The organism is Nonomuraea spiralis, from assembly GCF_014648435.1.
Lineage (GTDB): Bacteria > Actinomycetota > Actinomycetes > Streptosporangiales > Streptosporangiaceae > Nonomuraea > Nonomuraea spiralis.
Genome location: NZ_BMRC01000004.1, coordinates 1 through 18846 on the forward strand (window position 1 = coordinate 1; position 18846 = coordinate 18846).

At 68.3% G+C, this 18846-nt stretch carries 17 protein-coding genes; 2 read left to right on the forward strand and 15 right to left on the reverse strand.

The window, feature by feature from the left end; all coding sequences use genetic code 11:
• The first annotated feature begins 759 nt into the window (after positions 1-759).
• A complete protein-coding gene (locus IEZ27_RS10150) occupies positions 760-1044 on the forward strand; it encodes a hypothetical protein (protein WP_189646980.1) in 285 nt (94 codons plus the stop codon).
• Between the two features lie 230 nt (positions 1045-1274).
• Here the strand turns inward: IEZ27_RS10150 and msrA are convergent, their stop codons facing one another.
• Complete coding sequence (gene msrA / locus IEZ27_RS10155; RefSeq protein WP_189646981.1) at positions 1275-1937, reverse strand: peptide-methionine (S)-S-oxide reductase MsrA; 663 nt, start codon at positions 1935-1937, stop codon at positions 1275-1277.
• Positions 1938-2106: 169 nt separating this feature from the next.
• Here msrA and rarD point away from each other — a divergent pair, with 169 nt between their 5' ends.
• A complete protein-coding gene (gene rarD, locus IEZ27_RS10160; protein ID WP_189646982.1) occupies positions 2107-3036 on the forward strand; it encodes an EamA family transporter RarD in 930 nt (309 codons plus the stop codon).
• Here the strand turns inward: rarD and IEZ27_RS10165 are convergent.
• Genes IEZ27_RS10165 through IEZ27_RS10230 form a run of 14 tightly spaced genes read right to left on the reverse strand, consistent with a single transcriptional unit; the run spans position 2998 to position 18845 of the window.
• The gene (locus tag IEZ27_RS10165) at positions 2998-3987 is read right to left on the reverse strand and encodes a polyprenyl synthetase family protein (RefSeq protein ID WP_189646983.1); all 990 of its coding nucleotides are present in this window, start codon (positions 3985-3987) and stop codon (positions 2998-3000) included. The two genes, rarD and IEZ27_RS10165, sit on opposite strands and share 39 nt — an antisense overlap.
• A gap of 11 nt (positions 3988-3998) precedes the next feature.
• Complete coding sequence (nuoN, locus tag IEZ27_RS10170; protein WP_189646984.1) at positions 3999-5588, reverse strand: NADH-quinone oxidoreductase subunit NuoN; 1590 nt, start codon at positions 5586-5588, stop codon at positions 3999-4001.
• Positions 5585-7144 (reverse strand): NADH-quinone oxidoreductase subunit M, encoded by a 1560-nt coding sequence (locus IEZ27_RS10175; RefSeq protein WP_189646985.1) that lies wholly within the window; start codon positions 7142-7144, stop codon positions 5585-5587. The genes nuoN and IEZ27_RS10175 overlap by 4 nt, the downstream gene beginning before the upstream one ends.
• A complete protein-coding gene (nuoL, locus tag IEZ27_RS10180) occupies positions 7144-9057 on the reverse strand; it encodes an NADH-quinone oxidoreductase subunit L (RefSeq protein WP_189646986.1) in 1914 nt (637 codons plus the stop codon). Before nuoL ends, IEZ27_RS10175 begins: the two co-directional genes overlap by 1 nt.
• Positions 9058-9067: 10 nt before the next feature.
• Positions 9068-9364: an NADH-quinone oxidoreductase subunit NuoK gene (gene nuoK, locus IEZ27_RS10185; RefSeq protein ID WP_125643825.1), complete on the reverse strand. Its 297-nt coding sequence runs from the start codon at positions 9362-9364 to the stop codon at positions 9068-9070.
• Positions 9361-10146, reverse strand: coding sequence for an NADH-quinone oxidoreductase subunit J (locus IEZ27_RS10190; protein WP_189646987.1), 786 nt, complete (start codon positions 10144-10146; stop codon positions 9361-9363). Before IEZ27_RS10190 ends, nuoK begins: the two co-directional genes overlap by 4 nt.
• Entirely contained in the window at positions 10139-10654 is a 516-nt protein-coding gene (gene nuoI / locus IEZ27_RS10195) for an NADH-quinone oxidoreductase subunit NuoI (protein WP_189646988.1), read from the reverse strand. Before nuoI ends, IEZ27_RS10190 begins: the two co-directional genes overlap by 8 nt.
• On the reverse strand, positions 10641-11945 hold the full coding sequence (gene nuoH, locus IEZ27_RS10200) for an NADH-quinone oxidoreductase subunit NuoH (protein ID WP_189646989.1): 1305 nt from the start codon (positions 11943-11945) through the stop codon (positions 10641-10643). Before nuoH ends, nuoI begins: the two co-directional genes overlap by 14 nt.
• Complete coding sequence (locus IEZ27_RS10205; RefSeq protein WP_189646990.1) at positions 11942-14329, reverse strand: NADH-quinone oxidoreductase subunit G; 2388 nt, start codon at positions 14327-14329, stop codon at positions 11942-11944. Before IEZ27_RS10205 ends, nuoH begins: the two co-directional genes overlap by 4 nt.
• On the reverse strand, positions 14326-15618 hold the full coding sequence (nuoF, locus tag IEZ27_RS10210; RefSeq protein ID WP_189646991.1) for an NADH-quinone oxidoreductase subunit NuoF: 1293 nt from the start codon (positions 15616-15618) through the stop codon (positions 14326-14328). The genes IEZ27_RS10205 and nuoF overlap by 4 nt, the downstream gene beginning before the upstream one ends.
• Entirely contained in the window at positions 15615-16271 is a 657-nt protein-coding gene (gene nuoE, locus IEZ27_RS10215) for an NADH-quinone oxidoreductase subunit NuoE (RefSeq protein WP_189646992.1), read from the reverse strand. Before nuoE ends, nuoF begins: the two co-directional genes overlap by 4 nt.
• A complete protein-coding gene (locus IEZ27_RS10220; protein ID WP_125643838.1) occupies positions 16268-17593 on the reverse strand; it encodes an NADH-quinone oxidoreductase subunit D in 1326 nt (441 codons plus the stop codon). The genes nuoE and IEZ27_RS10220 overlap by 4 nt, the downstream gene beginning before the upstream one ends.
• Complete coding sequence (locus IEZ27_RS10225; protein WP_189646993.1) at positions 17590-18297, reverse strand: NADH-quinone oxidoreductase subunit C; 708 nt, start codon at positions 18295-18297, stop codon at positions 17590-17592. Before IEZ27_RS10225 ends, IEZ27_RS10220 begins: the two co-directional genes overlap by 4 nt.
• Positions 18294-18845 carry a NuoB/complex I 20 kDa subunit family protein gene (locus IEZ27_RS10230; RefSeq protein ID WP_189646994.1) on the reverse strand — a complete coding sequence of 184 codons (552 nt, stop codon included), beginning with the start codon at positions 18843-18845 and terminating at the stop codon, positions 18294-18296. The genes IEZ27_RS10225 and IEZ27_RS10230 overlap by 4 nt, the downstream gene beginning before the upstream one ends.
• Position 18846: the final 1 nt, after the last annotated feature.

The following is an 18846-nucleotide window of genomic DNA, read 5'->3' on the forward strand; positions in this document are numbered from 1 at the left end:
ACGCCGGAACTCGGGAGGGTGAGGTGCGGGCACGAAGGACATCCTTCCTGATGATCAAGGGTGACCTCAGGCCAAGTGTCCGGAGAACAGGGGGAAGCTCACTATGACGCTCATCGGTCACGCCTCGACACCAGGTACCCAGGGTCTGCCGCGAAGTCCGGTGTGACAGGCGTGTCGTGATCGTGAAGTAAGTGAGGTCTCCGGTAGAGGGTTCATCAACGTAGAACCTGAACACCAGAGACCTCGTGGCCACCCCAGCGGTGACGAGGCGGCTTGACCTGACCGATGAGCAGTAGGCGCGGCTGGAACCGCTGTTACCTGCCCACGCGATCGGGTCGGCCGTCGGCGTGGACGAAACGGCAGCGGCATAAACCTTCGTTCGTCACCTGTAATCCGTAGTTCGAAGATCAGCCACGTTCCTCGGTGAGCCAGGGTGAGGAACGAACCCTGGATCGTCGATCGCCCCCGAGCACGTACGGCGGCCGGCCATGCAGTGGCGATCGTAGGGCTGTATCTGTGCGGCGGCGTGGCAACCCCGGTCGGAGCGTTCGGTTTGTACGGCGGGGCGGTGTGCGGTGGCCGGCCCGGTGTCCCGCCGCCGTTCGGGACCGGCCCCCAGGCCGCACGCCCGGACGGCGGGCGGGCGGAGAGCCGGGGGTACGGCGGCGCGCCGCGCCGCCGCTTGATCTCCCATGAGTGCAACTCGGCAGCTTGAGCCTGCGGCGTCCTCAGCGGTCTGATGCGAAATATCAGGCCCAGATGATCGAGGGCCTGGCCGTGATACGCCTTTCGCCGTTCAAGCTGTTCGCCGTATCGCTGAAGGCGCGTGGACGGTGCTGGCCGCGACCGGCCGAAGAGCCGCAGCGCGGCCAGCGACCGCCCGACACGCGGCGTGCCGCCGCAGGCGGCACGCCCTTGACCTTGTGGAGAAGTTTGTCGCCGCGACTACTTGCGGTGGCCAGAACTTCCCTGGGCATCACCCATGATCAGCTCGCCGATCCGGACCAACCGAGCGACGTACGTTCGGCCTTCACGACGTCGTAGACGCGGAAGGAGCGCCCGCAGATCACGAGCGGTCTCCTTCACAGCTCGAAGCTGATCAGCGTCCAACACGCCCCGACGGCTTCCGACGTAGCTGGCCAGAGGGCCTGCCATGCAGAAGTCCAGATACGCGACCGGTAGCTCGTAGATGTCCACACCGCGCAGGTCGTCGGGGAACGGCAGGTCTGCGTGCTCCGCCCAGAGCACACAGACCTCGTCGAAGACCGCCTTGTTCACTCGCCGGCAGGCGCGATGCCCACCGGGCAAGCGACCCCGGTCCCTCCAATCCCGCAGTAGCCGTTTTTGTTGCGGTGGAGGTACTGCTGGTGGTAGTCCTCGGCGTAGTAGAAAGGTGGGGCTTGGGTGACTTCGGTGGTTATGGTGCCGTAGCCGGCCTGGGTGAGGACCTGCTGGTACGCCTCCCGCGACGCCTCCGCCGCCTTCTCCTGCTCCGGCGAGTGGTGATAGATCGCCGACCGGTACTGCGTGCCGCTGTCGTTGCCCTGGCGCATGCCCTGGGTCGGGTCATGGGCCTCCCAGAAGACCTTCAGCAGCTCCTCGTACGACACCTGAGCCGGGTCGAACACGACCCGTACGACCTCGGTGTGCCCGGTGAGGCCGCTGCAGACCTCCTCGTACGTCGGGTTGGGGGTGTACCCGCCCTGGTACCCGACGGCGGTCGTCACGACCCCGTGCGTCTGCCAGAACTTGCGCTCGGCCCCCCAGAAGCAGCCCAGGCCGAAGTCGGCCACCTCCAGGCCCGAGGGGTACGGCGGGGCGAGCGGCGCGTCCAGGACGGCGTGCCGCGCGGGTACGGGCATCGCCTCCGAGCGGCCCGGCAGAGCGTCCTCGGGACGGACCATCGATGTCTTGTTACCGCCGAACAGCCAGCCCATCGTGCCACCTCCATCAGGTGTCTCTACCTTACGCAGCGCCGCGGGCGGCGGCGTGGCGTGGGTAGCGGGATTACGCCTACACAACGCCCGAACACTTAAGGATGACTAAACATTCCCGTATAGTGACACACATTTGTATTTAAGCTAGTAAGGCCCGAAAATAAGGTTCATGCCTGACCTACGGCGCGGTGTACTGTTCGGGATCGCCGCCTACACCATGTGGGGGCTGTTCCCCCTGTACTGGCCGCTGCTCAAACCGTCCGGAGCCGTGGAGATCCTGGCCCATCGGATGGTCTGGTCACTGATGGCCGTCGTCGCGGTGCTCGCCGTACGGCGGCATTGGAGCTGGTTCCGTGAGCTGCTCCGGCAGCCGCGCAAGCTCGCCCTGCTCACCGTCGCCGCCCTCGTCATCACCGTCAACTGGGGCACCTACATCTACGGGGTCAACAGCGGCCACGTCGTCGAGAGCGCGCTCGGATACTTCATCAACCCCCTGGTCAGCGTGCTGTTCGGGGTGCTGGTGCTGCGGGAGCGGCTGCGTCCGCTGCAGTGGGTGGCCGTGGGGTTCGCGGCGCTGGCGGTGATCGTGCTGACCGTCGACTACGGACGGCTGCCGTGGATCGCGCTGACGCTGGCCGTGAGCTTCGGCGTCTACGGCCTGGCCAAGAAGCAGGCGAACGTGGCGGCCACCGAGAGCCTGGCCGTCGAGACGCTGGTCCTGCTGGTGCCGGCGTTCGGGTATCTGGTCTACCTGCAGTTCGCGGGGCAGGCGACGTTCGGGCAGCAGGGCGTCGGGCACTCGCTGCTGCTGGTGGGGGCCGGGATCATCACGGCCGTGCCGCTCATCTGCTTCGGCGCGGCGGCGATCCGGGTGCCGCTGAGCACCGTCGGGGTGCTGCAGTACATCGCCCCGATCCTGCAGTTCGTGGTGGGGGTGACGATCGCCGGGGAGGTCATGCCGCCCAGCCGGTGGATCGGGTTCTCGATCGTGTGGCTGGCCCTGGCGATCTTCACGTACGACAGCTTCCGGGCGGCGCGGACGGCCGCCCGGGTCAGGCGATCAGCCCGAACGCTCGACCACGTAGTCGCAGAGCGCTAGGAAGGCCGCCCTGGCCGGGATGTCGGGCAGGGCGGAGAGGTCCACGCGGGCCCGGTCCACCCACGCCGTCAGCTCGGCGCGGGCCCGCGCCATCGCGGGATGGGCGCGCAGCAGGGTCAGGGCCTCCTCGACGTCCTCCTCGGCCACCGGGCCCGACAGCAGCTCGGTCATGCGGGACTGCTCGCCGCTGGTGAGCGCGTAGAGGACCGGGAGGGTACGGACGCCCTCGCGCAGGTCGGTGCCGGGCGTCTTGCCCGACTGGGCGCCCGAGGAGGCGACGTCGAGCAGGTCGTCACCGAGCTGCCAGGCCACGCCGACGGCCTCACAGGCGCGGCTGAGGCGCTCCTCGACGTCGGCGGGTGCGCCGGACAGCAGTGCGCCGAAACGGCCGGAGGCGGCGATGAGCGAGCCCGTCTTGTCGGACAGGACGCTCAGGTAGTGGCCCACCGGGTCCTCGCCGTCGCGCGGGCCGACCGTCTCGCGGATCTGCCCCTGGACGAGGCGGGAGAACGTCTGGGCCTGGATGCGGATCATCTCGGGACCGAGGTCGGCCAGGAGGTCCGAGGCCTGGGCGAACAGATAGTCGCCGGTGAGGATCGCCACGGTGTTGTCCCACCGGGCGTTGGCCGAGGGCGAGCCCCGGCGCACCGGGGCCTCGTCCATGACGTCGTCGTGGTACAGGGAGCCCAGGTGGGTCAGCTCGATCACCACCGCGCCGGGCACGACACCCGGCGCGGATGGGTCGCCGAACTGGGCCGCGAGCAGCACCATCAGCGTACGGAACCGCTTGCCGCCCGCCTCGATGAGGTGCTTGGACGCCTCCGTGACGAAGGCGTCCTCGCTCTCCACCGACGAGCGCAGGAGCTTCTCGACCGCGGCCAATCCGGTGGCCACGTCCTGCGCCAACCGTTCGTCCTCAATGGGAAGGTCAACCACGGGAGGCGCAGACATACGGGATCCCCTTATCTAATGAACAGTGCCGAAGCGGCGTCGTTGGCGACACCGAGGATGGACTCCGGGTAGAGCCCCACTCCTACGGTAACCAGCAGGGAGACGGCGATGACGGCCACGGTCCCCATACTGGGCACCGCGATCGCCGGGCCGTCGGCCGCGGGCTCGCTGAAGAACATCAGCACGATCACGCGGACGTAGAAGAACGCGGCGATGGCCGAGGCCACCACGCCCACCACGACCAGGCCGGCCATCCAGCCGCCCATGGAGTCGCCGGGCTGCGTGCCGCTGCTGAGCGCGGCCGCGAACACGGCGTACTTGCCGAAGAAGCCGCTGGTCAGCGGGATTCCGGCGAAGGCGAGCAGGAAGAAGGCGAACACCCCGGCGAGGATCGGCGAACGCTTGCCGAGCCCGGCCCAGCGGGACAGGTGTCCCGCCTCGCCGCCCGGATCGCGTATCAGCGTGACCACCGCGAACGCGCCGACCGTGGTGATGCCGTAGACCGCCAGGTAGAACAGGATCGCCTTGAGCGACTGGGCGTTCTGCCCGGCCGCGCCGAACGTCGCCATCACGCCGACGAGCAGGAAGCCCGCGTGCGCGATGGAGGAGTAGGCCAGCATGCGCTTGATGTTGGTCTGCGTGATCGCCAGGATCGAACCGACGATCATCGTCAGGGCCGCGACGCCCCAGATGACCGGACGCCAGTTCCAGTCGAGGTTGCCCAGACCAACCCAGAACACCCGCAGCACGGCGCCGAAGGCCGCGACGAGCGTGCCCGAGGCCATGAGCGCGGTGATGGGGGTCGGGGCGCCCTGGTAGACGTCGGGCTTCCAGGACTGGAAGGGCGCGGCGCCGATCTTGAACAGCAGGCCGACGCCGAGCAGCGCGAGCCCGATCATGAGCAGCGGGTCGAGCAGCGCGCCCTTGGCCAGGGCGGCGTTGATCCCGGGCAGCGAGACGGTGCCCGCGTAGCCGTAGATCATGGCGATGCCGTACAGGAAGAACGCCGAGGAGAACGCGCCGAGCAGGAAGTACTTCATCGACGCCTCCTGCGACAGCAGGCGGCGACGGCGGGCCAGGCCGCACAGCAGGTACAGCGGGAGCGACATGACCTCAAGGGCCACGAACATCGTCAGCAGGTCGTGCGAGGCCGGGAAGAGCAGCATGCCGCCGACCGCGAACAACACCAGCGGGTAGACCTCGGTCTGCCCGGTGCCGTTGTCGGCCGCCTCGGCCTCCTCCTCGTCGGCGCTGCCCGGTACGGCCGCCGCCGAGGCCACGAAGTGGCCCTCGTCGTTGATCAGCAGCACGGACACGAACGACAGGACGATGATCACGCCCCAGATGAACAGCGCGGGACCGTCCACCGCGACCGCGCCCATGGCGACGGCCTGCGTCGGCACGCCGCGCATGACCTGCACGATCACGAGGGCGAACGCGCCGATCAGGCTGAGCAGCGTGAGCGGGACGTGGATGGACTTGCGCAGGTAGCGCGGCGCGAACGCCTCGACGAGCACGCCGATGCAGGCCGCGCCGAAGATGATCAGCAACGGCGCCAGCGTGCCGTACTCGATCGTCGGCGCTTGGATGACGTCGTTCACTGACCTGTCCCCTTCTCAGCGATGGTGGCAGTGGGCACCTGCACGTTGGTCAGCGTCTGCTGGACGGACGGGTTGATCACGTCGAGCAGCGGCTTGGGGAAGAAGCCGAACCCGATGATCAGTGCGACCAGCGGCGCGAGCACCCAGATCTCCCGGGCGTTCAGGTCCTTGAACGCCTTGACCGGCTCGGCGGTCGGGCCGTTCAGGGTGCGCTGCACCATCCACAGGATGTAGACGGCGGCGAGGATCACGGCCACCGCGGAGATGATCGCGGCCACCGTCAGCGCGCCGGAACCGTGCGCCACGCTGGAGTACGTGCCGATCATCACCATGAACTCGCTGACGAAGGACGACAGTCCCGGCAGCGAGAGACCGGCCAGACCGGCGACCAGGAAGAAGCCCGCGAGAACCGGGGCGACCTTCTGCACGCCTCCGTAGTCGGCGATGAACGGCGAGCCGCGGCGGGCGATGAGGAACCCGGCGGCGAGGAACAGCGCGCCCGTGGCGAAGCCGTGGTTGACCATGTAGAGGGCCGCGCCGGACTGGGCGACCGACGACATGGCGAACACGCCGAGCACGATGAAGCCGAAGTGCGAGATCGACGTGTAGGCGATGAGCCGCTTCATGTCGGTCTGGCCGATGGCCACGATCGCGCCGTAGATGATGCTGATGACCGCCAGGACGACGATCGGCATCGTGAACGCCTTGGCCGCGTCCGGGAACAGCTCCAGGCAGAAGCGCAGCATGCCGAACGTGCCGACCTTGTCGAGCACGCCCACGAGCAGCACGGCGGCGCCGGCCGGGGCCTGGGCGGCCGCGTCGGGCAGCCAGGTGTGCACCGGCCAGAGCGGCGCCTTGATGGCGAAGGCGATGAAGAAGCCGCCGAACAGCCACTTCTGCGTCGTCGGGTCCTTGATGGCCCCGACGAGCGGCTCGAACATGAACGTGCCCTTGTTCGCCAGCACGTACAGGCCGATGACCGCGACCAGCATGAGCAGGCCGCCGAAGAGCGAGTACAGCAGGAACTTGACGGCCGCGTAGGACCGCTGGGCGCCGCCGTACGACCCGATCATGAAGTACATCGGGATCAGCATGGCTTCGAAGAAGACGTAGAAGAGGAAGACGTCGGTCGCCGCGAAGACGCCGATCATCATCGTTTCCAGGACGAGCAGCAGCGAGAAGTACGTCTTGACCGACCGCTTGGGCGTGATCAGCGTGCCGTCGGAGGTCCGGACGCCGTCGGCGTCGTGCCAGGAGGCCAGGACGACGATCGGCACCAGCACGACCGACAGGGCGATCAGCACCAGGGCGACGCCGTCCACGCCGACCCCGAACTTCACGCCGAAGCTCGGGATCCAGTCGTACTCCGCCTTGAACTGGAAGCGCTCACCGCCGGGCTTGAACCCGGCGGCCATGACGCCCGTCAGCACCATCGTCAGCAGCGAGACCGCCAGCGTGACCTGCTTGGCCAGCTTGTCGCCGCCCTTGGGAAGCAGGGCCACCACGATGGCGCCCACTACGGGCACCGCCATGATTATCGGGAGCCAGGGTGACATCAGATGTTCCCAACGAGGAGCAGGGCGCCGGTCAGCAGGGCGGCACCGATCAGGATGGACAGCGCGTACGTTCGCGCGAAGCCCGTCTGGAGCCTGCGCAGGCGCCCCGAGCTCCCGCCGATGCCTGCCGCCAGACCGTTGACGAGCCCGTCGACGCCGCGGTTGTCGAAGAACACCGCGATGCGGGTCAGCCACTGGCCGGGGCGCATGAGCAGGGACTCGTTGATGGCGTCGCCGTACAGGTCACGGCGGGCGAACGTGGTGAGGAAGGAGCCGCGCGGCTGCACCGACGGCACCTCTGCCCGGCCGTACTTCATCCAGGCGATGACCACACCGACGGCGACGAGCGCGAGGGTGGCCAGACCGGGCGTGCTGGCGAACTGGAAGCTCGGCGCCTCCGCCTCGCCGCCCACGGCGGGTCGCAGGAAGTCGTACAGCCTGCCGCCCAGCACCAGGTAGGCACCGAGGCCCAGCGCGCCCAGCGACAGGATCATCAGCGGCACGGTCATGACCAGCGGCGACTCGTGCGGGTGCGCGTCGTCGGCCCAGCGCTTCTGGCCGAAGAAGGTCATGAAGACCATCCGCGACATGTAGAAGCCCGTGATGCCCGCGCCGAGCACGGCCAGCCAGCCCAGGATCGGCTGGTGGTGGACCGCGGTCTCGATGATGCCGTCCTTGGTGAAGTAACCGGACAGCAGCGGGAACCCGATGATCGCCAGGTAGCCGATGAAGAACGTGACGAAGGTGATCGGCATGAACTTGCGCAGGCCGCCGTACTTCCTCATGTTCACCTCGTCGTTCATGCCGTGCATGACCGAACCGGCGCCGAGGAACATGTCGGCCTTGAAGAAGCCGTGCGTGATCAGGTGGCCGATCGCGAAGGCGTAGCCCGCGGGGCCGAGGCCCGCGCCGAGCATCATGTAGCCGATCTGCGACATCGTCGAGCCGGCCAGGCCCTTCTTGATGTCGTCCTTCGCACAACCGATGATCGCACCGGCGAGCAGCGTGGCCGCGCCGACGATGGCGACGGCGAGCGCCGCCCCCGAGCCTTCGGGGAAGAAGAACGCGCCCGAGCGCACGACCAGGTAGACGCCGGCGGTGACCATGGTCGCCGCGTGGATCAGGGCCGAGACGGGCGTCGGGCCCTCCATGGCGTCGAGCAGCCAGGACTGCAGCGGGAGCTGCGCCGACTTGCCGCAGGCGCCGAGGAGCAGCAGCAGGCCGATGGCCAGCATCGTGCCGTCGGAGGCGCCACTGGCGCCGATCTTCGCGCCGAGGTCCTTGAAGGCCAGCGTGCCGAACGACGTCCAGATGATGAACATGCCGACCAGCAGGCCGAAGTCACCGACGCGGTTGACGACGAACGCCTTCTTCGCCGCGACCGCCGCGGACGGCTTGAACTGCCAGAACCCGATCAGCAGGTACGAGGCCAGGCCCACGCCCTCCCAGCCGATGAACAGGCCCACGTAGTTGTCGGACAGCACCAGCAGGAGCATCGCGGCGACGAACAGGTTCAGGTACGCGAAGAACCTGCGCCGGTGCTCGTCGTGCGACATGTACCCGATGGAGTAGATGTGGATCAGCGATCCGACACCCGTGATGAGCAGCGCGAAGCTGATCGACAGCGGGTCGATCAGCAGCCCCATGTCGACCATGCCGGGGATGAACTCGTAGAGGTGCACCGCCCGGCGGCGTTCCTCGTCCCCGAACCCGATGAGCTCGAAGAACGCCAGCACGGCCACCACGAACGAGGCCAGCGACATGGCCACGCCCAGCAGGTGACCCCAGCGGTTGGTGAACCTGTTGAACACCAGCAGGATGAACGCCCCCACGAGCGGAAGAGCGATCATCAGCCAGGCGTTCCCGATCACACCGCCGACATGAGGGGTGATCTGAGCGATTTCAGATTGCATCAGTCACCTCTTAGTACTTCAGCAGGTTGACGTCGTCGACGGACGCGGACCTGCGGGTTCGGAAGATCGTCACGATGATGGCCAGGCCGACGACGACCTCGGCCGCGGCCACCACCATCACGAAGAACGCGATGATCTGGCCCTCCAGGTTGCCGTTCTGCCTGGCGAAGGTGACGAACGCGAGGTTGCAGGCGTTGAGCATGAGCTCGACGCACATGAACACCACGATCGCGTTGCGCCTGATCAGTACGCCCAGCGCGCCGATCGCGAACAGCACACCCGACAGGATCAGGTAGTGGGTCGTCACTTGGTCACCTCGTTGGTCGTCTCCTCGGCGGCGTCATCCTCGGCCGTGTGCTTGATGGCCTCGGCGAGCTTCGCGTCCTCGGGGAGGTGGCCGTGCTCGACGTCGTAGCGGGCGATGTAGCGGTTGACCGACGACGGCGCGACCGAACCGTCGGGCAGCAGCGCCGGCATGTCGATGGCGTTGCTCCTGGCGTACGTGCCGGGGCCGGGCAGGGCCGAGGGGTTGTCGCTCAGGAACCTGGCGCGCGAGAGGTCCTTCTGCGTGACCTTCTCGGTGACCCTCTCGCGGTGGGCGAGGACCATCGCGCCCAGGGCGGCGGTGATCAGCAGGGCCGAGGTGACCTCGAACGCGAAGACGTACTTGGTGAACAGCAGCAGCGCGATCGAGCGGATGTAACCGCCCTGCGCCGTGGCCTGAGCCAGGCCCGCCTCACCGGCGAAGATCGCGTTGCCCACCGCCAGGATGATCAGGACGGCGAAGCCGAGGGCCGCGAGGGCACCCCAGAAGCGCTGACCCTTCAGCGTCTCCACGAAGGAGTCGGAAGAGTCGACGCCCACCAGCATGAGCACGAACAGGAACAGCATCATGATGGCGCCGGTGTAGACGATGATCTGCACCGCGGCGAGGAAGGGCGCGTCCTGGACGGCGTACAGCACCGCGAGGCTCAGCATCACGGTGCCGAGCATCAGCGCTGAGTAGACGGCCTTCCTGTTGAAGACCATGCCGAGCGCCGCGCCGACGGATACGACGGCGAGAACCCAGAATGTGATGGTCTCACCCATTGGTTCGTCCCAGCCGGTAGTAGTCCTCTTCGGTCTCACCGAGACGCATCGGGTGGGGCGGCTGCTCCATGCCCTGCGTCAGGGGTGCGAGGAGCATCTCCTTGGTGAAGATGAGGCTCTCGCGGCTGCTGTCGGCGAGCTCGTACTCGTTGGTCATGGTGAGCGCGCGGGTCGGGCAGGCCTCGATGCACAGGCCGCACAGGATGCACCGCAGATAGTTGATCTGGTACGTGCGCCCGTACCGCTCACCCGGCGAGAAACGTTCCTCGTCGGTGTTGTCCGCGCCCTCGACGTAGATCGCGTCCGCCGGACACGCCCACGCGCACAGCTCACACCCGACGCACTTCTCCAGCCCGTCCGGCCAGCGGTTGAGCTGGTGACGACCATGGAAGCGAGGAGCCGTCGGCTTCTTGACCTCCGGGTAGTTCGTCGTGACGGGCTTCTTGAACATCGTGTGGAAGGTGACCCCGAAGCCCTTGACGGGGTTCAGCCAATCAGTTAGTCCCACTGGGAATCTCCTTGTGCTGCACCCCGTGGTAGTGCGGCAGATCGAGCGGCGGCACAGGGAAGCCGCCGGCCGTCGGCTCGTCGGACAGTTGCTCGAACTCGGCCTCCACCTCGGCCTTGCGCGCCTCCTTGCGCCGCTGGTTGACGGTGTCGAACCGCATCCAGATGGCCAGCGCGCCGACCACGATGACCGCGCCGATCACGATGCCGACCGTCTTGTTGCCCTCGTTGACGACCACGTTGCGAGCCGCGGCGACGAGCAGGATCCAGGCCAGGTTCACCGGGATCAGCACCTTCCAGCCCAGGGACATGAGCTGGTCGTAGCGCACGCGCGGCAGCGAGGCACGCACCCACACGATGAAGCTGAAGGTCAGCACGAACTTGATGAAGAACCACAACACCGGCCACCAGCCCGTGTTGGCGCCGTCCCACATGGAGATCGGCCACGGCGCCCGCCAGCCGCCCAGGAACAGGGTGACCGCGATGCCCGAGGCGGTGAAGGTGTGCAGGTACTCGCCCATCATGATGAGGGCGAACTTCAGGGACGAGGAGTACTCGGTCTGGAAGCCGCCGACCAGCTCGCCCTCGCCCTCGGGCAGGTCGAACGGGATACGGGCGGCCTCGCCGAACATGCAGATCACGTAGATCACGAACGACGGGATCAGCAGGAAGACGAACCAGCCCTGCTCACCCTGCGCCTTGACGATCTCGGACGTGGACAGCGTCCCGGCGAACAGGAAGATCGCCACGAACGACAGGCCCATCGCGATCTCGTACGAGACCACCTGCGCCGCCGACCGCAGACCACCCAGCAGCGCGTACGGCGAGCGCGACGACCAGCCGGCCAGCACCACGCCGTAGACCGAGATGGCGCCCATGGCCAGCATGAACAGCACCGCCACCGGCAGGTCGACCATCTGCAGTGGCGTCTGGACGCCGAACAGGTTGACCATCGGCCCGAACGGCACGATCGAGAAGGCCAGGAACGCCGGCACGACCATGATCACGGGGGCCAGTAGGTAGAGCACCTTGTCCACGGTCCGCGGGAAGATGTCCTCCTTCAGACCCATCTTGATGCCGTCGGCCACGGACTGCAGCAGACCGAACTTGCCGGCCCGGTTGGGGCCGTAGCGGTGCTGCATCCGCGAGATCAGCTTGCGCTCGTACCAGACGCCGAACAGGATGCCCAGCATCAGGAAGAGGAACAGCATCACGGCCTTGATGATGGTGATCCACAGCGGGTCCTTGCCGAAGTCGGCAAGGGTGGGATCGGCCGCGAGAACGTGGGTCATGAGGCGCTCCCGATCGTGACGATGTCGCCGGCCAGCGCGCGCAGGTCGCGCGTGACCGAGCAGCCGCCGGAGTTCGCCGGCACCCAGACCACCCGGTCGGGCAGGTCCGCGACGCGGACCGGCAGCGTGACCGCGTTGGGGCCGGGGCCGCCGACGACGAGCTTGTCGCCGTCGATGACGCCGATCTCGGCCGCCGTGTTCGCCGACACCAGCGCCTCGGTGGCGCGGGCGGTGCCGGCCAGGTACGGCTCGCCGTCCTGGAGCCTGCCCTCGTCGAGCAGCAGGTGCCAGGTCGCCAGCAGCGCCTCGCCGGCCGCCGGGGCGACCTGGGCGCGGGTGGCGGTGCTCGGGGCGGCGACGCGGGCGCCACGCCAGGCGCCGAGGCTGCCCAGCTCGCGCCGGACGGCCTTGGCGTCCGGCAGGCCGAAGTGCACGTCCATGCGGTCGGCGAGGTTGCCGATGACGGCCAGGTCGCTCTGGATGCCGGGCACGCGCAGCGGCGCCTCGAACGAGCGGCCCCTGCCCTCCCAGTTGACGAACGTGCCGCTCTTCTCCTGCACCGCCGCGACCGGCAGCACCACGTCGGCGCGGTCGGTGACGGCGCTGGCGCGGATCTCCAGGCTGACGATGAACGGCGTGTTCTCCAGCGCCTCCAGCGCGGCGGCGGGGTCGGCCAGGTCGTACGGGTCGACGCCGGCCACGACCAGCGCGTCGATCTCACCGGTACGGGCGGCGGCGAGGATGCCGTCGGTGTCGCGGCCGGGCACGGCGGGCAGCGAGCCCACGTTCCACACCCTGGCGACCTCGGCCCTGGCGGCCTCGTCGTCCACGGGACGGCCGATCGGCAGCAGGTTGGGCAGCGCGCCGGCTTCGAGCGCGCCGCGCTCACCGGCCCTGCGCGGCACCCAGGCCAGCCGGACGCCGGACCCGGCGCCGAGGCGGACGAGGGCCGACAGCGCGCCTGGCACGGTGGCCAGCCGCTCGCCGGCGAGCACGATCGTGCCCTCGGCCAGCGTGCCGACCAGCTCGCCGATCGCGTCGGCCTCGGTGCCGGGCGCGGCCGTGATGAGCGTGCCGCCCATCTTGGCCAGGCCGGCGGAGGCGAACGGCGCGATCGCGGTGACCTTCAGGCCCTTCTTCTGCCACGCCTTGCGCAGGCGCAGGAAGACGATCGGCGACTCCTCCTCGGGCTCGAACCCGACGAGCAGCACGGCCGGGGCGTTCTCAAGGTCGGCGTAGCTGATCTCGATGCCCTTGCCGGCGACCGCGTGCGCGAGGAACTGCGCCTCCTCGGCGGAGTGCGGGCGGGCGCGGAAATCGATGTCGTTGCTGCCCAGGGCGACCCGGGCGAACTTGCTGTAGGCGTAGGCGTCCTCGACCGTCACCCGGCCGCCGACCAGTACGCCGGTCTTGCCGCGGGCGGCGGCCAGGCCCTTGGCCGCGACCTCCAGCGCCTCCGGCCACGAGGCGGGCACGAGCACGCCTTCCTCGTTGCGCACCAGAGGCGTCTTGAGCCGGTCGGGCTGGGTGGCGTAGGAGAAGGCCCAGCGGCCCTTGTCGCAGTTCCACTCCTCGTTCACCTGCGGGTCGTTGCCCGCCAGGCGGCGGGTGACCCGGCCGCGCCGGTGGTCGGTGCGCAGGGAACAGCCCGACGCGCAGTGCTCGCACGCGCTCGGCGTGGACACCAGGTCGAACGGCCGCGCCCGGAACCGGTAGGCCGCGCCGGTCAGCGCGCCGACCGGGCAGATCTGCACCGTGTTGCCAGAGAAGTAGGAGTTGAACGGCTTGCCGTCGGCGACCCGTACCTGCTCCTTGGCGCCGCGCTCGAAGAACTCGATGAGCGGGTCGCCGGCGATCTGGTCGGAGAAGCGGATGCACCGGGCGCACTGGACGCAGCGCTCACGGTCGAGCAGCACCTGCGTGGACAGCGGCAGCGGCTTGGGGAACGTACGCTTCTGCTCCTGGAACCGCGACTCGCCCTGGCCGTTCGACATGGCCTGGTTCTGCAGGGGGCACTCGCCGCCCTTGTCGCAGACCGGGCAGTCGAGCGGGTGGTTCATCAGCAGCAGCTCCATGGCCCCGCGCTGCGCCTTCTCGGCGACCGGCGAGGTGAGCTGGGTCTGCACGACCATGCCCTCGGCGACCTCGATCGCGCAGGACGGCTGCGGCTTGGGGAAGCCGCGGCCGTTGCCCGCGTCGGGGATGTCGACCAGGCACTGGCGGCAGTTGGCCGCCGGGTCGAGCAGCGGGTGGTCGCAGAACCGGGGGATCTGGATGCCCAGCAGCTCGGCGGCCCTGATGATCAGGGTGCCCTTGGGGACACTGACCTGGAACCCGTCGATGGTGAGGGTAACCAGGGTGATTTCTGTTTCTACGACGGTCACTGCTCACCCCAGAGAGTGGACTTCTTCGGGTCGAACGGGCAGCCGCCGATCTCGAAGTGCTTGAGGTACTCCTCGCGGAAGTACTTCACCGAGGAGTGGATCGGGCTGGTCGCGCCGTCGCCGAGGGCGCAGAACGAGCGGCCGAGGATGTTGTCCGCGATGTCGGTGATCGTGGACAGGTCCTCCTCGGAACCCTGGCCCTTCTCCAGGCGCTTGAGCACCTGCTTGAGCCAGTACGTGCCCTCGCGGCACGGCGTGCACTTGCCGCACGACTCGTGGGCGTAGAACTCGGTCCAGCGCAGCACCGTGCGGACCACGCAGGTGGTCTCGTCGAAGATCTGCAGCGCGCGGGTGCCGAGCATGGAGCCCTTGGCGCCGACGGCCTCGAAGTCGAGCGGCACGTCGAGGTGCTCGTCGGTGAAGATCGGCGTGGAGGAGCCGCCCGGGGTCCAGAACTTGAGCTGGTGCCCCTCGCGGATGCCGCCGGCCATGTCGAGCAGCTCGCGCAGGGTGATGCCGAGCGGGGCCTCGTACTGGCCGGGCCTGGTGACGTGGCCGCTGAGGGAGAAGATGCCGAAGCCCTTGGACTTCTCGGTGCCCATCGAGGCGAACCAGTCGGCGCCGTTGCTGATGATCGAGGGAACACTGGCGATCGACTCTACGTTGTTCACGACAGTCGGCGAGGCATAGAGGCCCGCCACGGCCGGGAACGGGGGCTTGAGTCGCGGTTGACCCCTGAAGCCCTCCAGCGAGTCGAGCAGCGCCGTCTCCTCGCCGCAGATGTACGCGCCCGCGCCGCTGTGCACGACGAGTTCCAGGTCGTAGCCCGACCCGAAGACGTCCTTGCCCAGGAAGCCCTTCTCGTACGCCTCGCGCACGGCCGCGTGCAGCCGCCGGATGACGTGCAGCACCTCGCCGCGCACGTAGATGAAGGCGTAGTTGGCCCTGATCGCGAACGCGGTGATGATGACGCCCTCGACCAGCGAGTGCGGGTTGGCCATCATCAGCGGGATGTCCTTGCAGGTGCCCGGCTCCGACTCGTCGGCGTTGACGACGAGGTAGTGGGGCTTGCCGTCACCCTGAGGGATGAAGCCCCACTTCATGCCGGTGGGGAAGCCGGCGCCGCCGCGGCCGCGCAGGCCGGAGTCCTTGACCGCCTGGATGACGGCGTCGGGGTCCATGCCCAGCGCCTTCCTGGCCGCCTGGTAGTCACCGCCGTAGCCGTCGAGGGTGAAGGAGTCGGCCTGGTCCCAGTTGGCCGTCAGGACCGGGGTCAGTGTGGTGCTCATGCCTCGGGGGCCTTCCATCCGTTGGCCTTGGCCACCTTCAGGCCCTCGAGCGAGGGGCCGGCGGCCGACGGGCCGTCGCCCGCCTGGTCGTCGGGCAGGCCCGCGAGCACGCGCGAGGCCTCCTTGAAGGTGCAGAGCTTCTTCGGTCCGCGCGTCGGCCGCACGTCCTTGCCGTCACGCAGGTCGTCGACGAGCTGCTTGGCCGAGGCGGGCGTCTGGTTGTCGAAGAACTCCCAGTTGACCATCATGACCGGGGCGAAGTCGCAGGCCGCGTTGCACTCAAGGCGCTCCAGCGAGATCTTGCCGTCGCCGGTGGTCTCCTCGTGGCCGACGCCGACGTGCTCGGACAGCTCGTCCCAGATCTCGTCGCCGCCCATGACGGCGCACAGCGCGTTGATGCAGACGCCCACGTGGTAGTCGCCGGCCGGCTTGCGCTTGTACATCGTGTAGAAGGTCGCGACGCCGGTGACCTCGGCCTTGCTCAGGCCCAGCATCTCGGCGCAGAACTCCTTGCCGTCGTCGGAGACGTAGCCGTCTGCCGACTGCACGAGGTGGAGCAGCGGCAACAGGGCGGACCGCGTCTTGGGGTAGCGGCCGATGATCTCCTTGGCGTCCTGTTCGAGACGCTCCCGGACTTCCGGTGAATAAGTCACCGGTCCACACCTCCCATGACGGGGTCGATAGAAGCCACCGCGGCGATCACGTCGGCGACCTGGCCGCCCTCCGCCATCGCGGGGAAGCCCTGCAGGTTGCAGAAGGAAGGCTCGCGGAAGTGCACGCGGTACGGGCGGGTGCCCCCGTCGCTGACGACGTGCGCGCCGAGCTCGCCCTTGGGCGACTCGATGCTCGCGTACGCCTGCCCGGCCGGGACCCGGAAGCCCTCGGTCACCAGCTTGAAGTGGTGGATCAGGGCCTCCATCGAGCTGCCCATGATGTGCGCGATGTGGTCGGGCGAGTTGCCGAAGCCGTCAGGGCCGAGCGCGAGCTGCGCGGGCCAGCCGATCTTCTTGTCCTCGATCATCACCGGGTCACCCTTGAGCGGGCCGGCGATGCGGTCGAGAGCCTGCTCGATGATCTTGAGCGACTCCTCCATCTCCCGCATGCGCACGAGGTAACGCGAGTAGACGTCGCAACCGCGCTCGGTGGCGACCTCGAACTCGTACGTCTCGTAGCCGCTGTAGGGCTGCGACTTGCGCAGGTCCCAGGGCAGGCCGGCGGCGCGCAGGATCGGGCCGGTGATGCCCAGCGCCATGCAGCCGGTCAGGTCGAGGTAGCCGACGTCCCTGGTGCGGCGCACGTAGACGGGGTTCTCGTCGAGCAGCTTGCGGATGTCCTTGATCCGCTTGGGCATCTCCTTGAGGAACTCGCCCACCTTGTCGACCGCGCCCGCGGGCAGGTCGACGCTCACGCCGCCCGGCCTGACGTAGGCGTGGTTCATGCGCAGACCCGTGATGTACTCGAACAGGTCCATGATCATTTCACGGTCGCGGTAGCCGAAGAGGAACGGCGTGGTCGCGCCCAGCTCCATGCCGAACGTGCCCATCGCGACCAGGTGCGAGGCGATGCGGTTGAGCTCCATCATCATCACGCGGATGGCCTGCGCCCGCTCGGGCACGCGGTCGGTGATGCCGAGCAGCTTCTCCACGCCCATGCAGTACGCGGTCTCGTTGAAGATCGGCGAGAGGTAGTCCATGCGCGTCACGAACGTGGTCCCCTGGGTCCACGTCCGGAACTCCATGTTCTTCTCGATGCCGGTGTGCAGGTAGCCGATGACGCTGCGCGCCTCGGTGACCGTCTCACCGTCGAGCGTCAGGACCAGCCGGAGCACGCCGTGCGTGGACGGGTGCTGCGGGCCCATGTTGACGACCAGGCGCTCTTCCTCGGTGTCGCGGGCTTCGCCGACGACCTCGTCCCAGTCTCCGCCGGTGACCGAGTAGACCTTGCCCTCTGTCGCCTCGTCATAGCCGGTGCTCATGAGTAAGACCTCCTCTGGTCCGGCGAGGGGATGGTGGCGCCCCGGTACTCGACCGGGATGCCGCCGAGCGGGTAGTCCTTGCGCTGCGGGTGGCCGTCCCAGTCATCCGGCATCATGATCCGGGTGAGTGCCGGATGGCCGTCGAAGACGATTCCGAAGAAGTCGTACGTCTCCCGCTCATGCCAGTCATGACCAGGGTAAACGCCCACAGTCGATGGAATGTGCGGGTCGGTGTCCGGTGCGCTCACCTCCAGGCGTACACGCCTGTTGTGGGTGATCGAGCACAGGTGGTAGACGGCGCGCAGCTCCTCGCCCTTCAGGTGCGGGTAGTGCACCCCGGAGACGCCGAGCGACAACTCGAAACGCAGGGCCGGGTCGTCGCGCAGCTTCTGGCAGACCTCCACCAGCCGCTCCCGGCGGACGTGCAGGGTCAGCTCGCCGCGGTCGACGACGACGCGCTCGATGGCGTCGTCGAGGCCGAGGGTGTCGACGAGCTCGTCGAAGTAGCCGCCGTACGGGCGGGGCGTGGCCAGCTGCGGCGCCCGGCGGACGACGAGGCCGCCGTAGCCGGAGGTGTCACCGGTGTCGTGCGCGCCGAACATGCCGTGACGGGCGACGGGCGCCTCGGGGACGGCCGGGACCGAGGCGGCCTCGGGGGCCTCCCCGCTCTCCGGGCTTCCGGGAAGGTGGTCGGGCGAGGTCACTTTCCGCTCCCCTGGTCGATCAGCGGCAGCGTGCGCAGCGCCCGCAGTTCGAGGTCCTCGATCTGCTTGGCGCGGTGGGCGCCGAACTTCATGTTCTGGATCTTGTCGTGCAGCTTCACGATCGCGTCGATCAGCATCTCCGGCCGCGGCGGGCAGCCCGGCAGGTAGATGTCGACCGGCACGACGTGGTCGACGCCCTGGACGATGGCGTAGTTGTTGAACATGCCGCCGCTGGAGGCGCACACGCCCATGGAGATGACCCACTTGGGCTCGGCCATCTGGTCGTAGATCTGCCGCAGGACGGGCGCCATCTTCTGCGACACTCGACCGGCGACGATCATGAGGTCGGCCTGGCGGGGAGACGCCGAAGCGCGCTCCATGCCGAAGCGCGCCAGGTCGTAGTGGGGGCCACCGGTGGCCATCAGCTCGATGGCGCAACACGCGAGACCGAACGTGGCCGGCCACACGGAGCTCTTACGCGCCCATCCGGCGGCCGCTTCGACCGTGCTGAGGATGAACCCGCTGGGGAGTTTCTCTTCAAGTCCCATT

Bases quoted from the DNA above. Each gene is read 5' to 3' on its own strand.
- IEZ27_RS10150 (WP_189646980.1), top strand. From the start codon at position 760: ATGATCGAGGGCCTGGCCGTGATACGCCTTTCGCCGTTCAAGCTGTTC.
- msrA (WP_189646981.1), bottom strand. From the start codon at position 1,937: ATGGGCTGGCTGTTCGGCGGTAACAAGACATCGATGGTCCGTCCCGAG.
- rarD (WP_189646982.1), top strand. From the start codon at position 2,107: ATGCCTGACCTACGGCGCGGTGTACTGTTCGGGATCGCCGCCTACACC.
- IEZ27_RS10165 (WP_189646983.1), bottom strand. From the start codon at position 3,987: ATGTCTGCGCCTCCCGTGGTTGACCTTCCCATTGAGGACGAACGGTTG.
- IEZ27_RS10175 (WP_189646985.1), bottom strand. From the start codon at position 7,144: ATGTCACCCTGGCTCCCGATAATCATGGCGGTGCCCGTAGTGGGCGCC.
- nuoL (WP_189646986.1), bottom strand. From the start codon at position 9,057: ATGCAATCTGAAATCGCTCAGATCACCCCTCATGTCGGCGGTGTGATC.
- IEZ27_RS10190 (WP_189646987.1), bottom strand. From the start codon at position 10,146: ATGGGTGAGACCATCACATTCTGGGTTCTCGCCGTCGTATCCGTCGGC.
- nuoH (WP_189646989.1), bottom strand. From the start codon at position 11,945: ATGACCCACGTTCTCGCGGCCGATCCCACCCTTGCCGACTTCGGCAAG.
- nuoF (WP_189646991.1), bottom strand. From the start codon at position 15,618: ATGAGCACCACACTGACCCCGGTCCTGACGGCCAACTGGGACCAGGCC.
- IEZ27_RS10220 (WP_125643838.1), bottom strand. From the start codon at position 17,593: ATGAGCACCGGCTATGACGAGGCGACAGAGGGCAAGGTCTACTCGGTC.
- IEZ27_RS10230 (WP_189646994.1), bottom strand. From the start codon at position 18,845: ATGGGACTTGAAGAGAAACTCCCCAGCGGGTTCATCCTCAGCACGGTC.